We start from the raw sequence: 13,421 nt of genomic DNA, 5'->3' as shown, positions 1-13,421 counted from the left end.
CACCGAGCCGCCGGTCCGCGCCGCGATGGCGGCGGCCCGGTCGAGGATGACGGCGCCGGGCTGGTAGCCGGCGGGCGCGCCGACGCGCACGTGCATGCCCGCGGTGGCGCCGCCGAGCAGGTAGGAGTGGGCCATGTTGTTGGCGCCGTCGCCGAGGTAGGCCAGGGTCAGCCCGGCGGTGCGGCCGAACCTCTCGCGGACGGTCAGCAGGTCGGCCAGGATCTGGCAGGGGTGGAACTCGTCGGTCAGCGCGTTGACCACGGGCACGCGCGAGGCCGAGGCCATCGCCTCGACGCGTTCCTGGCCCGAGGTCCGCCAGACGATGGCGGCGCACTGGCGCTCCAGCACGCGGGCGGTGTCCTCGATCGGCTCGCCGCGGCCCAGCTGGGAGGAGCCGCCGTCGATGATCAGCGGCAGCCCGCCCAGCTCGCCGATGCCGACGGCGAACGACACGCGCGTCCTGGTCGACGGCTTGTCGAACAGCACGGCCACGGTCCTGGGCCCGGCGAAGGGGCGGTGGCCGAAGCGGTCCTTCTTCATCTCCTCGGCCAGGTCGAGCACCTCGGACTGCTCGTCGGGCGAGAGGTCGTCGTCCCTCAGGAAGTGTCTCATCGGGTCGCCTCCGTCAGGATCGTCGGGAACGCCGACACCAACGCGTCGATCTCCTCGGCCGTCACCACCAGCGGCGGCGCGAGCCGTACCGCGTCGGGCTGCAGGGCGTTGACCAGGAAGCCCGCCTGGGCGGCTGCCTCCTGGACGCGGGCGGCGGCCGGCTCTGCCAGCACGGCGGCGAGCCACAGGCCGCGCCCGCGCACGCCTTTCAGCAGCGGGTGGCCGATCTCCTCCAGGCCGGTGCGGAGCCGGCGCGCGGCCCGCTTGACGTGGTCGAGGTCGATGTTGTCGAGCACGGCCAGCGCGGCGGCGCAGGAGACCGGGTTGCCGCCGAACGTGGAGCCGTGGTCGCCCTTGGCGAACAGGGTGCCGGCCTCGCCGAAGCCGACGCACGCCCCGATCGGCAGGCCGCCGCCCAGGCCCTTGGCCAGGGTGAGGATGTCGGGGACGACGCCGTCGGCCTGGTGGGCGAACCAGTGGCCGGTGCGGCCGATGGCCGACTGGATCTCGTCTGCCACGAGCAGCGCGCCGGTGGCGTCGCAGATCTCGCGGGCCGCCACCAGGTAGCCGTCGGGCGGCGGGACCACGCCGGCCTCGCCCTGGGTGGGCTCCAGGAAGACGGCGATGCAGTCGCCGGTGACGGCCTCCTTGAGCGCGCCGGCGTCGCCGTAGGGGACGAAGCGGACGTCCACCGGGAACGGGCCGAACTCGTCGCGGATAGCCTTCTTGCCGGTCAGCGAGAGGGCGCCGATGGTGCGGCCGTGGAAGCCGTTCTCGGCGGCGACGAAGTGGCCGCGGCCGTGCCGCCTGCCGTACTTGAGCGCCAGCTTGTACGCGGCCTCGTTGGCCTCGGTGCCGGAGTTGGCGAAGAAGACGCGGCCGGGCGAGCCGAGCAGGCCGAGGAGCCGCTCGGCGAGCAGCACCTCGGGCTCGTGCAGGAACAGGTTGCTGGTGTGGGCCAGCGTGGCGACCTGCCTGGAGACGGCCTCGACCAGGGCCGGGTGGGCGTGGCCGAGCGAGGTGACCGCGATGCCGCCGATGAAGTCGAGGTATTCCCTGCCGTCGACGTCCCAGACGCGGGTGCCCTCGCCGCGGGCCAGCGCGACCGGGGGTACGCCGTAGTTGGGCATGAACGCCCGCTCGAACCTGTCGAACAGGCTCGGCTGCGTCGCCGGGGCGGCCTGCTCACTCATCGGGCATCACCATGGTTCCGATTCCTTCGTCGGTGAAGATCTCCAGCAGCAGCGCGTGGGGCACCCGGCCGTCGAGCACGTGGGCCTGCCGGACGCCGCCCCGCACGGCCGTGAGGCAGGCCTCCATCTTGGGGACCATGCCGCTGGACAGGGTGGGCATCAGGGCCTCCAACTCGGTGACGCCCAGCTGGTCGATCACCTCGCTGTCGTCGGGCCAGTTGGCGTACAGGCCCTCGACGTCGGTGAGGACGACGAGCTTGTGGGCCCGGAGCGCCACGGCCAGCGCGGCGGCGGCGGTGTCGGCGTTGACGTTGTAGATCTGCCCGTCGTCGCCGCGGGCGACGCTGGAGACGACGGGGATGCGCCCGTCGTCGATGAGGGCCTGCACCGCCGCGGGCTCGACCTTGACGATCTCGCCGACCTGGCCGATGTCGACCGGCTCGCCGTCGACCAGCGCGTGCTTGCGCGCGGCGGTGAACAGGTGGGCGTCCTCGCCGGACATGCCGATCGCGAACGGGCCGTGCCGGTTGATCAGGCCGACCACGTCGCGGTTGACCTGGCCGACGAGCACCATCCTGACGACCTGCATGGCCTCGGGAGTGGTGACCCGCAGCCCGGCGGTGAACGTGGACTCGATGCCCAGCCGGTCGAGGGCCTCGCTGATCTGCGGGCCGCCGCCGTGCACCACGACCGGGCGCAGGCCGGCGTAGCGCAGGAAGACGACGTCCTCGGCGAAGCCCTCCTTGAGCGCGTCCTCGGTCATGGCGTTGCCGCCGTACTTGATGACGACGGTCGCGCCGTGGAAGCGGGTCAGCCAGGGGAGCGCCTCGATGAGCGTGCCCGCCTTGGCGTGCGCGCCGTTCTCGGTGCCCGATCTGGCCTTCATGAGCTGTAGGCCGAGTTCTCGTGGACGTACGCGGCCGTGAGGTCGGTCGTGTGGACCGTGGCGGTCTGCGCGCCTGCCGACAGGTCGATGGTGATCGTCACGTCGCGGGGGCGCATGTCCACCTTCGACCGGTCGTCGCCGACCGCGCCGCCCCGGCACACCCAGATGCCGTTGATGGCGACGTTGAGGCGTTCGGGCTCGAACGCCGCGTCGGTGGTGCCGGCGGCGGAGAGCACGCGGCCCCAGTTGGGGTCCTCGCCGTGGATGGCGCACTTGAGGAGGTTGGAGCGGGCGACGGCGCGTCCGACCTTGACCGCGTCGTCCTCGGTGGCCGCGCCGACCACCTCGATCGCGATGGCCTTGCTGGCGCCCTCGGCGTCGACCAGCAGCTGCCTGGCCAGATCGGCGCAGACCTCGGTGACCTTCTGCTCGAACTCGGCGAGGTCGGGGGTCACGCCGGCCGCGCCGCTGGCGAGCAGCAGCACGGTGTCGTTGGTGGACATGCAGCCGTCGGTGTCGAGCCGGTCGAAGGTCCTGGCCGTGGCCGCGCGCAGCACGGTGCCGAGCTGCTCGGCGGTCACGTCGGCGTCGGTGGTGATCACGCAGAGCATGGTGGCCAGGGCCGGTGCGAGCATGCCGGCGCCCTTGGCCATGCCGCCGACCATGTAGCCGTCGGCCCGCTTGAAGGAGATCTTGGAGACGGTGTCGGTGGTGCGGATGGCGTCGGCCGCGGCCAGGCCGCCGTCGCGCGACAGCTGGCCGGCCGCGAGCTCCACGCCGGTCAGCAGGGCGTCCATCGGAAGCCGTTCGCCGATCAGGCCGGTGGAGCAGACGGCGACCTCTCCCGCGGAGTCCTCGATCGCCTCGGCGACCTTCTCGGCGGTCGCGTGGGTGTCCTGGAAGCCTTCGGGGCCGGTGCAGGCGTTGGCGCCGCCGGAGTTGAGCACGACCGCCCGGACCCGCCCGCCGCGCAGCACCTGCTGCGACCAGAGCACCGGGGCGGCCTTCACGCGGTTGGCGGTGAAGACGCCGGCCGCGGCGCGGCTCGGCCCGTCGTTGACGACGAGGGCCAGGTCGCGGGCGTCGCAGGACTTGATGCCGGCGGCGACGCCCGCGGCCCGGAAGCCGAGGGGGGCGGTGACACTCATGGGGCGACTCCTGTCGTGGGGAGACCGAGCTCTTCCGGCAGGCCGAGGGCTAGGTTGGCGCTCTGGATCGCGCCTCCGGCCGTGCCCTTGGTGAGGTTGTCGATGGCGATGACGGCGATCAGGCGGCCGGCGCGCTCGTCGAGCGCCACCTGCAGGGCGGCGGTGTTGGCGCCGTAGGTCATCGCGGTGGCCGGCCAGGTGCCCTCGGGGAGCAGCCGCACGAACGGCTCCTTGGCCAGGGCGCCCTCGTACGCCTCCCGCAGTGCGGCCCGGGTCAGGCCGGGGGCGGCGGGGGCGGTGCAGGTGGCGAGGATGCCGCGGCTCATCGGGGCCAGGGTCGGGGTGAACGACACCCGCACCGGCCGGCCCGCGACGCCCGCGAGGCCCTGCTCCATCTCCGGTGTGTGCCGGTGGACCCCGCCCACGCCGTACGCGCTGACCGAGCCCATGATCTCGCTGCCGAGGAGGTTGGGCTTGAGCGACTTGCCGGCGCCGCTGGTGCCGCTGGCCGCCACCACGACCACGTCGGGCTCGGCCAGGCCGGCGGCGAACGCGGGCAGCAGCGCGAGCAGGACCGAGGTGGGGTAGCAGCCGGGGACCGCGATGCGGCGGGCGCTCCTGAGCACCTCGCGCTGGCCGGGCAGCTCGGGCAGCCCGTACGGCCAGGCGCCGGCGTGCTCGCCGCCGTAGAACTCCTGCCAGGCGGCGGGGTCGGCGAGCCGGTGGTCGGCGCCGCAGTCGACCACCAGGGGGTCCTCGCCCAGCTCGGCGAGCCGGGCGGCTACGGCGGCGGAGTGGCCGTGCGGCAGGGCCAGGAAGACGACGTCGTGCCCGGCGAGCGTCTCGGGGGTGGTCTCCTCGATGACGCGCTCGGCGAGCGCGGGCAGGTGCGGCTGGTGGGCGCCGAGCGGGCTGCCGGCGCTGGAGGCCGCGGTCAGCGTGCCGATCTCGAACTCGGGGTGGCCGAGCAGGAGCCTGAGAAGCTCGCCTCCCGCGTAGCCGCTGGCTCCGGCGACCGCCGCCCTCATCCCGCCCCCTGTATGTTCATGCATAACCCCTCATGCCCTTACTGGTGAAGATGATGCACCGCGAGGGATGAATATGCAAGCCAGACTAGGCTTGCCCCCTGGAGGGGCGACGCATCGGGCCTGCACAACCACGCAACCGAATGATGCTCTGGCGCACATACTTACTGGTCGGTACTGTGACTTATCCGGATTAGCCGTTCACTGCGGGAGACTGCGCATGACGCTTACGCATGCCCAGGTAGAGCTCCAGCTCACCGGGCCCGGCCAGCTGTTCGAGATCGAGGAGATCGGCGACAGCGGCGTACGGACCTGGAAACACGCCCCCGGTCACTTCCGGGCGCTGCTGGAGATGAGCCGGTTCCACGGCGAGAAGGTCTTCCTCGTCTACGAGGACGAGCACATCACGTTCGAGGATCACTTCCGCCGGGCGGCGACGCTGGCCGGCCGCCTGGTGGAGGAGTACGGCGTCACCAAGGGCGACCGGGTGGTCGTGGCCATGCGCAACTACCCCGAGTGGGTGGTCGCCTTCTCCGCGGCCCTGGCCGCCGGCGCCGTCGCCGTACCGCTGAACGCGTGGTGGACCGAGCCGGAGCTGGCCTACGGCGTGGCCGACTCCGGCGCGAAGGTGCTGATCGCCGACGGCGAGCGGGCCGCGAGGCTGGCCTCCACCGGCGTGCCGATGATCGTCACCAGGGGCGAGCCGCCCGCGGGCGCGCGCGCGTTCGACGACGTGCTGGGCGAGGTCCGCGCCGACGTCGCGCTGCCGAAGGTGGAGCTCTCCCCCGAGGACCCGGCCACCATCTTCTACACCTCGGGCACGACGGGCCGCCCCAAGGGAGCCCTGGGCAGCCACCGCAACCTGGGGCAGTCGCCCATGACGGTCGCGTACGGGCTGATCAGGGCCGTGGCGCTGGCCGGGAAGGACGTCGCCGAGGCGGCCGGAGTGCGGCGGGTGACGCTGCTGACCGTGCCGCTGTTCCACGCGACGGGCTGCTTCTCCGGGCTGACCACGACGATGTTCACCGGCGGCGGGCTGGTGCTCATGTACAAGTGGGACCCCGGGCAGGCGCTGCGGCTGATCGAGCGCGAGAAGATCACCACGATGATCGGCGTGCCGACCAACGCCTGGCAGCTGATGTCGCACCCCGACTTCGGCAGGCACGACCTGTCGTCGCTGACCACGGTCGGCTACGGCGGCGCGCCGGCCCCGCCCAGACTGCTGGAGCGCATCTCCGAGAACCTGCCGAACCGGGCCCCGTCCAACGGCTACGGCATGACGGAGACGACCGCGCTGGCCATCGGCAACGGCGGCCCCGACTACACGGCCAGGCCGGACAGCATCGGCCGGCCCTCCGCCGTGGTGGACGCGCGGGTGGTCGATCCGATGGGCCGCGAGCTGCCGCCCGGCGAGGTGGGCGAGCTGTGCCTGCGCGGCCCCAACGTCATCCTCGGCTACTGGAACCAGCCGGAGGCCACGGCCCAGACGTTCGTGGACGGCTGGCTGCACACGGGCGACCTGGCCAGGATCGACGAGGACGGCTTCGTCTACATCGTCGACCGGGCCAAGGACATGGTGATCAGGGGCGGGGAGAACGTCTACTGCGCCGAGGTCGAGGCCGCTCTCTTCGAGCATCCGGCGGTGGACGACGCCGCGGTGATCGGCGTGCCGCACGAGGAGCTGGGCGAGGAGGTGGGGGCGGTCGTCTGCCTCGTCCCGGGGACCTCTGTCACGGCCGCGGAGTTGCGGGAGTTCCTCGTGGAGCGGATCGCCAAGTTCAAGATCCCGGCGCACGTGTGGTTCAGGGAGGAGGAGCTGCCGCGCAACCCGGGCGGCAAGATCCTCAAGACGCATCTGCGCAGGGAGATCCTCGGCACGTGACCTCCCTGCCAGGCAGGCGCGTGACCTCCTGATCGACGTCGGCGCCCCGCGCGCGCATCGGTGCCTGTGCGCACCTGGGCGCCGGCGTTCTGGTGAAGGCCGCCGGACTTCGGTCCGGCGGCCTTTTCTCTGCGGACGCCGCTGGCCGGGCCTGGCGGCCGTGCTCGCCGCGACGCTGATGAACCTGCTCGACTCGACCGTGGTGAGCGTCGGCGGCCCGGCCATCCAGGCCGACCTCGGCGGCGGCTACGCGAGCCTGCAGTGACGTTCTCGGCACGGGCTGGCGCATGATCTTCCTGATCAACCTGCCGCTCGGCGCCTTCGCGCTGGCCGTCGGCGCCCGGGTGCTGCCCGCCGTACCGGCCTCGGCTCCTTCCACCCGGCTCGACTCCGGCGGCAGCCTGCTGGCCGGGACGGCGATGACGCTGCTGATCCACCCGCTGGTGCGGGGCCGCGAGCTGGGCTGGCCCGTCTGGTCGCTGGTGATGGCCGCCGCCTCGGTGCCACTGTTCGCCGCCTTCGGCCTGCACCAGCTGCGCCGCAAGCGCCGCGGGGCAGCCACGCTGGTCGAGCCGAGCGTGTTCCGCAAGCGCTCCTACACCTCCGGCACCGTCTTCGTCGTCGTCTTCTTCGGCGCGGTCTGCGGACTGCGCGGCGTCGGGGCGGCGGCGAGGGTGGGCGCGGCGGTGGACGCCGCGCAGCTCGTCACGCTCATCACCGCCGCGCTGGTCGGGGTCGCGTTCGGGCTCGCGCCCGGCCCTTAACTGCGTTTCGCCATATCCATATGGCGACGTCTTCTGCCGAAGAAATTAAAACCCTTACCATTGACGACGATCCAGACAGGGCTGTCAAAATTGGTCATTGACACTGTGGACGGCCGTTATAGCATGCGGATGCCAGAGGCGACGTTCTCTGCCACAGGAAGGACAAACCATGTCGAGAACACTGACCGTGGGAGGCGCCCCCGCCCGACAAGACCACCATTGATGTCGTCACGGTGAACCGCTCGGGCTGAGTCCCGGCACCACCGGAGCGCCTGCTCTCGCCCGACGAACTACCAGGTGAGCCTGCTCGTCCACGTGCCCCACAGGCTTCACCTATGCCGTCGCCCAGACCGGCCGCCGCGGCTTCGCGCACCTCGAACGGGGGTGCCACCGGCTGCGCGGCCCGTATCACGGCGAATGGCGAAACACCGACACCACCGAAATGGTGGCGCCGGTCCATAAACCCTCCGGCGAGGATATCGGCTCTCACGTCAACACCGAATTTTCGGGGCAAGCGCCGAAACCTCGACCCTGGAGAAGACGACGAGTTTCATGACGATGGACTCCTCGTGCGCCAGTGTGTACACCGTCTGTCAATTCCGTTGGAAGCGCTGTCCGTGAATCGGCGACCACCCATCGGCATGAGAAGGGATCTCTATGCGCAGACTGCTGCTCATCGGCACGGCGATCATGGCGTTCGCGGCCATGACCGCCTTACCGGCAAGCGCCTCATCGAGGAACGGCTGGCCCACCGTGCCCCCGCCTGACAAGATCATCATCGATGTCGTCACGGTGAACGGCTCGGGCTGCCGGCCCGGCACGGCCGCCGTGTCGGTCTCCCCCGACAACACGGCCTTCACCGTCACCTACAGCAACTTCCTCGCTTCGGTGGGGGTCGGCGCCGGGCCGACCGACTTCCGCAAGAACTGCCAGCTGAACCTGCTCGTCCACGTGCCCCAGGGCTTCACCTACGCCGTCGCCCAGGCCGACTACCGCGGCTTCGCGCACCTCGAACGGGGCGCCACCGGCCAGGAGAAGGCGAACTACTACTTCCAGGGGCATTCCGAGACCGCGTCGGTCACCCACCCGATCAGAAGCCCGTACGACGACAACTGGCAGTTCACCGACAAGACTGACGTCGCTCAGCTGGTCTACCTGCCCTGTGGCGAGCAGCGGAACTTCAACATCAACACCGAACTGCGCGTCAACGCGGGCACCTCCGACCCGACACGCACCACGAGCTTCGTGACCATGGACTCGACGGACGGCAGCATCATGACCACCTACCATTTCGCCTGGAAGCGGTGCCCGTGAGCCCGTCAGTCCCTTGAGTCCGTCAGCCCCTGAGTCCGCCAGGCCCTGAACCCGAGGGTCCGGTCTCCTCCCCCGGTCGGGCAACTCGGCAGGCCCGGCCGGGGGTTCTCGCGGCTTCGGGGGCATTACCTGGCGCGTAATCGCGCGCCCTACGTGGTGGATGACACCGTTTGCGGTGTCGAACACCAGCGAAGGAGCCGAGATGACCGCCGTGACCGCCACCACCGACCGGACCAAGTTCCTGCGCCTCGCGCTGGCCGTTGACGCCGCCGTGACCGGCGTCAACGGCCTGGCCTACCTCGCGGGCGCGCCTCTCGCCGGCGACCTGCTCGGCCCGGGCACGGGCCTGCTGCGCGGGCTCGGGGCCTTCCTGCTCGTGTACGGTTCGGCGGTCGGGCTGCTGGCCGGCCGCCCCGCGATCAGCGCCGCCGGGACCAGGGCGGTGATCGGGCTGAACGCCGTGTGGGCCGTGGGTAGCGTCGTCGCCGTGGTCACCGGAGCCGTCGAGTTCACCACGGTGGGCGCGGTGTGGGCGATCCTCCAGGCGCTGGTGGTCGCGGTCTTCGCCGAACTGCAGGTCATGGGCCTGCGCAGGATGCGCTGACCGCCGTACCGGAACGAACCCGCCATCCCATCCGAAAGGTTGAAAAGTCATGACTGCTGAGCTGGTCGAGCGCTACCTCGCCGTCTGGAACGAGACCGACCCCACCACCCGCGCCAAGGCCGTGGCCGAGCTGTGGACCGAGGAGGCGACCTACACCGATCCGCTGGCCCAGGTGAGCGGGCACGCCGGTATCGCCGCCGTGATCGAGGGGGCGCGGGGCATGTTCCCCGGTCTCGTGTTCAGCCCAGGCGAGGTGTACGACGCCCATCACGGCGTCGCCCGCTTCACCTGGCACCTGGGGCCGGCGGGCGAGGAGCCCGTGGTGGTCGGGTTCGACGTGGTCGAACTGGCCGGGGACGGCAGGATCGCCCGCGTGCTCGGGTTCCTCGACCGGGTCCCCGCCGCCTGAGCAAGAATCCGCGCTGGCACGGTCATCCTCGACGCCGAGGGTGTCTCCCCCGCCTCCAGGACACGCGAACGAAACGGAAGGGGCCGGTACGGCGTACCGGCCCCTTCTCTCGCGTGTCAGGCGCCGCGCAGGTGCGCGCCGACCCGGTCGGCCGCCAGGGCGACGGCGGCGTCGCGGGCCGCGGTCGTCTCCTCGACCGTCAGGGTGCGGTCGGGGGCACGGAAGCGGAGCGTGTAGGCGAGCGACTTGTTGCCCTCGCCCACCTGCTCACCCGCGTAGACGTCGAACAGCCGGATCGACTCCAGCAGCTCGCCCGCGCCGTCGCGCAGCGCCGCCTCCACGTCGGCCACCGGCGTGAAGTCGGGCACGATCAGCGCCACGTCCTGCGTCGCCACCGGGTAGGCCGACACCTTGGGCGCGTCGACCGGGCCGGGCATGACCGACTCCAGGCACGACAGCTCCAGCTCCATCGCGGAGGTGCGCGGCGGCAGGCCGTAGGCCTCGACGACGCGCGGGTGCAGCTCGCCGGCGTGCCCGATGAGCTTGTCACCGGCGTAGAGAGCCGCGCACCTGCCCGGATGCCACGGCTCGTGCTGGTCGGCGACCACCGACAGCTCGACGCGGGCCTCGGCGGCGACCAGCCGCGCGGCCTGGACGGCGTCGGCCCAGCATTCCTGGCGGCCCGCGCCCCACCAGCCGGACCTGTCGAACTCACCGGCCAGCACGACCGCCACGCGGTGCGGCTGCTCGGGCAGTGCGGCCTCGATCGAGGCGAGCTCGTCGCCGGACGGCCTGCGCTCGACGCCGAGGACCGGAGCGGTGGCCGGCGCCCCCTCGCGAGGCCGGTAGACGGCACCGGCCTCGAACAGCGCCACGTCGGTGAAGCCGCGCCCCACGTTGCGGACCAGGGTCTTGAGCAGCCCCGGCAGCAGGGTGGTGCGCATCAGCGGCTCGTCCTCGGCCAGCGGGTTGGCCAGCCGGGCCGCGCGGCGGCGCGCGTCGTCGGCGGGCAACTGGAGGTGGTCGAAGTCGCTCTCGCTGACGAACGGGTAGGAGAGCACCTCGACATAGCCGGCCGCGGCCAGCGCCCTGCCGACCCGCCTGCGCAGCCGCTGCGCCTCGGTCAGCCCGGCCCCGGCGGGGGCCTTGGGCAGGATCGACGGCAGGTGCTCGTAACCCTCCAGCCGGATGACCTCTTCGGCCAGGTCGTTGGGGTCGGTGAGGTCGGGGCGCCACGACGGCGGCGTCACCGTGATCATGTCGTCTCCGGAGACGGCCAGCTTGGCGGCCAGCTCGCCGCCGGTCACGACGCCGGTCGGATCGACCCCGCCCGCGCGCACGGCCGGGTCGTCGCCGTCGGCCACCGCGCAGCCGATCTGCTCCAGCCGCCGCACGACGGTCTCCTTGGCGTACGGGACGCCGGCGACGTCGGAGGGGTGGCTCGCCGGCATGGCGATGCGCCCGGGTGTCACGTCGATCTGGGCATGGGTGACGCCGGGCCGCACGGTCGCGCCGCCCAGCTCGGCCAGCAGCCGCACGGCCCGCAAGGAGGCGACCAGCGGCAGCTCGCGGTCGACGCCGCGCTCGAACCGCTTGGACGCCTCGGAGACCAGCTTGTGCCGGCGCGACTCGCGGGAGATGCCGGTGGCCGAGAAGTGGGCCGCCTCGATGACGATGTCGGTCGAGGCGGCGGAGATCTCCGTCTCCAGACCGCCCATGGTGCCCGCCATGGAGATGGGGCCCGACTGGTCGGTGATGAGGATGTCGTCGGGGTCGAGGTCGCGCACGACGTGGTCGAGCGTCTCGAGCCGCTCGCCGGGCAGCGCCCTGCGCACCACGATCTCGCCGGTGAGCCTGCCGCGGTCGAAGGCGTGCAGCGGCTGGCCGAGCTCCAGCATGAGGTAGTTGGTGATGTCGACGGCCAGCGACACCGGCCGCATGCCGGCCCGCGCCAGCCGTACGCGCATCCACAGCGGGCTCTGCGCGGCCGGGTCGAAGCCGTGGACCTCGCGCAGCACGAACCTGTCGCACGCAGTGGCGTCGGCGATCGAGGCCGGCCACGCCCCCTCGGTCTCGGCGGGCAGCTCGACGTCGGCGGGGTCGCGGAACGGCACGCCGAACGCGGTGGCCGCCTCCCGGGCGACGCCCCGGACCGACAGGGCGTAGCCGACGTCGGGCGTGATCTCCAGCTCGATCACGTCGTCGCGGAGCCCGAGCAGCTCCACCACGTCGGCGCCGATCGGCGTGTCCGGCGGCAGCACCATGATGCCGCCGTGGTCGTCGGTCAGGCCCAGCTCGCTCTCGGAGCAGATCATGCCCTCCGACGTGCGGCCGTAGGTCTTGCGCGCGCCCACCTCGAACCCGCCGGGCAGCACGCCACCCGCCAGCACCACCGGCACGCGGTCGCCGACGGAGAAGTTGACGGCGCCACAGACGATCTCGCGCGGCGTGGCCTCACCCACCTCCACCTTGCAGTGCCGGATCGGCTTCTTGAAGCCGCTGAGCTCCTCGATCTCGAGGACCTCGCCGACGACGACGTTCTTGACGTCGTGGCCGTAGGAGGTGATGGACTCGAGCTTGAGCCCGGCGGCGGTGAGCCTGTCGGCCACCTCGTGGGCGGTGACCGCCGGGAGATCGACATACTCCCGCAGCCAGGAGAGCGGGACCCTCATCAGATCTCCATTCCGAACGGGAGCGTGAAGCGCACGTCACCCTCGACCATGTCGCGCATGTCCTCGGCGTTGTGGCGGAACATCAGCGTCCGCTCGATGCCCATGCCGAACGCGAACCCCGAGTATCTCGCCGGATCGACCCCGCAGGCGACGAGCACGCGCGGGTTGACCATGCCGCAGCCGCCCCACTCGATCCAGCCCTCGGACTTGCAGGTGCGGCAGGGCGGGTTGCCGGGGACCGCCGAGGCGCCGCGGCAGACGAAGCACTTGAGGTCCATCTCGGCCGACGGCTCGGTGAACGGGAAGTAGTTGGGCCGGAACCGGGTCGAGATGCCCTCGCCGAACATGACCTCGGCGAACCGGTCGAGCGTGCCCTTGAGGTGGGCCATCGTCAGGCCCTCGTCGACGGCGAGCCCCTCGACCTGATGGAAGACCGGGGTGTGGGTGGCGTCGAGCTCGTCGGTGCGGAACACCTTGCCCGGCGAGATGACGTAGCAGGGCACGCCACGCTGCAGCAGCGCGCGCACCTGCACGGGCGAGGTCTGGGTGCGCAGCACCATGCCCGACTCGCCTGACCCGACGAAGAACGTGTCGTGGTCGGAGCGGGCGGGGTGGTCGGTGGCGATGTTGAGCGCGTCGAAGTTGAACCACTCGCCCTCGAGCTCGGGGCCCTCGGCCACCTCGTAGCCCATGGCGACGAAGGTGTCGGCGATGCGCTCCTGCATGGTGGTCAGCGGGTGGCGGGCGCCGCGCGGGCGCCGGTCCCAGGGCAGGGTGACGTCGACGGCCTCCTCGACGAGCACGCGGGCGTCGCGCTCGGCCTCCAGCTCGGCCTGCCGGGCAGCGAGGGCGTCGTTGATCGCCTTGCGGGCGGCGCCGACGCGCTTGCCGGCCTCGGCGCGGGCGGCCGGG

Annotated in this window: 12 protein-coding genes; 5 read left to right on the top strand and 7 right to left on the bottom strand. The window is 71.9% G+C overall.

Features of this window, described 5'->3' with window-relative positions; translation table 11 throughout:
• From DQW85_RS36450 to argC, 5 genes are all read right to left on the bottom strand, one after another.
• On the bottom strand, positions 1-612 hold a 612-nt coding region (locus DQW85_RS36450; protein WP_420819211.1), incomplete at its 3' end, for an ornithine carbamoyltransferase.
• Positions 609-1,805, bottom strand: a complete 1,197-nt coding sequence (locus DQW85_RS36445) for an acetylornithine transaminase (RefSeq protein WP_113704298.1) — start codon at positions 1,803-1,805, stop codon at positions 609-611. The genes DQW85_RS36445 and DQW85_RS36450, both read right to left, overlap by 4 nt.
• A complete protein-coding gene (argB, locus tag DQW85_RS36440) occupies positions 1,798-2,691 on the bottom strand; it encodes an acetylglutamate kinase (RefSeq protein WP_113704297.1) in 894 nt (297 codons plus the stop codon). The genes DQW85_RS36445 and argB overlap by 8 nt, the downstream gene beginning before the upstream one ends.
• Positions 2,688-3,839, bottom strand: coding sequence for a bifunctional glutamate N-acetyltransferase/amino-acid acetyltransferase ArgJ (argJ, locus tag DQW85_RS36435; RefSeq protein ID WP_113704296.1), 1,152 nt, complete (start codon positions 3,837-3,839; stop codon positions 2,688-2,690). The genes argB and argJ overlap by 4 nt, the downstream gene beginning before the upstream one ends.
• Positions 3,836-4,867, bottom strand: a complete 1,032-nt coding sequence (gene argC, locus DQW85_RS36430; protein ID WP_113704295.1) for an N-acetyl-gamma-glutamyl-phosphate reductase — start codon at positions 4,865-4,867, stop codon at positions 3,836-3,838. The genes argJ and argC overlap by 4 nt, the downstream gene beginning before the upstream one ends.
• Positions 4,868-5,084: 217 nt before the next feature.
• On the opposite strand from argC, the gene DQW85_RS36425 reads away from it, so the two are divergent.
• The 5 genes from DQW85_RS36425 to DQW85_RS36405 all read left to right on the top strand — a co-directional run bounded on the left by DQW85_RS36425 (position 5,085) and on the right by DQW85_RS36405 (position 9,837).
• Complete coding sequence (locus DQW85_RS36425; RefSeq protein WP_113704294.1) at positions 5,085-6,746, top strand: class I adenylate-forming enzyme family protein; 1,662 nt, start codon at positions 5,085-5,087, stop codon at positions 6,744-6,746.
• 287 nt (positions 6,747-7,033) lie between these two features.
• On the top strand, positions 7,034-7,510 hold the full coding sequence (locus DQW85_RS36420) for an efflux MFS transporter permease (protein WP_113704293.1): 477 nt from the start codon (positions 7,034-7,036) through the stop codon (positions 7,508-7,510).
• A gap of 657 nt (positions 7,511-8,167) precedes the next feature.
• The gene (locus tag DQW85_RS36415; protein WP_113704292.1) at positions 8,168-8,824 is read left to right on the top strand and encodes a DUF4360 domain-containing protein; all 657 of its coding nucleotides are present in this window, start codon (positions 8,168-8,170) and stop codon (positions 8,822-8,824) included.
• Between the two features lie 202 nt (positions 8,825-9,026).
• Complete coding sequence (locus DQW85_RS36410; RefSeq protein ID WP_113704291.1) at positions 9,027-9,428, top strand: hypothetical protein; 402 nt, start codon at positions 9,027-9,029, stop codon at positions 9,426-9,428.
• A 49-nt stretch (positions 9,429-9,477) separates the two neighbouring features.
• Positions 9,478-9,837 carry a nuclear transport factor 2 family protein gene (locus DQW85_RS36405; RefSeq protein WP_113704290.1) on the top strand — a complete coding sequence of 120 codons (360 nt, stop codon included), beginning with the start codon at positions 9,478-9,480 and terminating at the stop codon, positions 9,835-9,837.
• A gap of 116 nt (positions 9,838-9,953) precedes the next feature.
• Here DQW85_RS36405 and DQW85_RS36400 read toward each other — a convergent pair whose 3' ends face one another.
• Both DQW85_RS36400 and pheS read right to left on the bottom strand, forming a co-directional pair.
• Entirely contained in the window at positions 9,954-12,509 is a 2,556-nt protein-coding gene (locus DQW85_RS36400; RefSeq protein WP_113704289.1) for a phenylalanine--tRNA ligase subunit beta, read from the bottom strand.
• Positions 12,509-13,421, bottom strand: a 913-nt coding sequence (gene pheS / locus DQW85_RS36395) for a phenylalanine--tRNA ligase subunit alpha (RefSeq protein ID WP_113704288.1), incomplete at its 5' end; no start/stop codon positions are given. The genes pheS and DQW85_RS36400, both read right to left, overlap by 1 nt.

The organism is Nonomuraea lactucae (assembly GCF_003313395.1).
GTDB lineage: Bacteria > Actinomycetota > Actinomycetes > Streptosporangiales > Streptosporangiaceae > Nonomuraea > Nonomuraea lactucae.
Note: the sequence above shows the minus strand (reverse complement) of the source record. Positions and strands in the feature narration are given on the sequence as shown.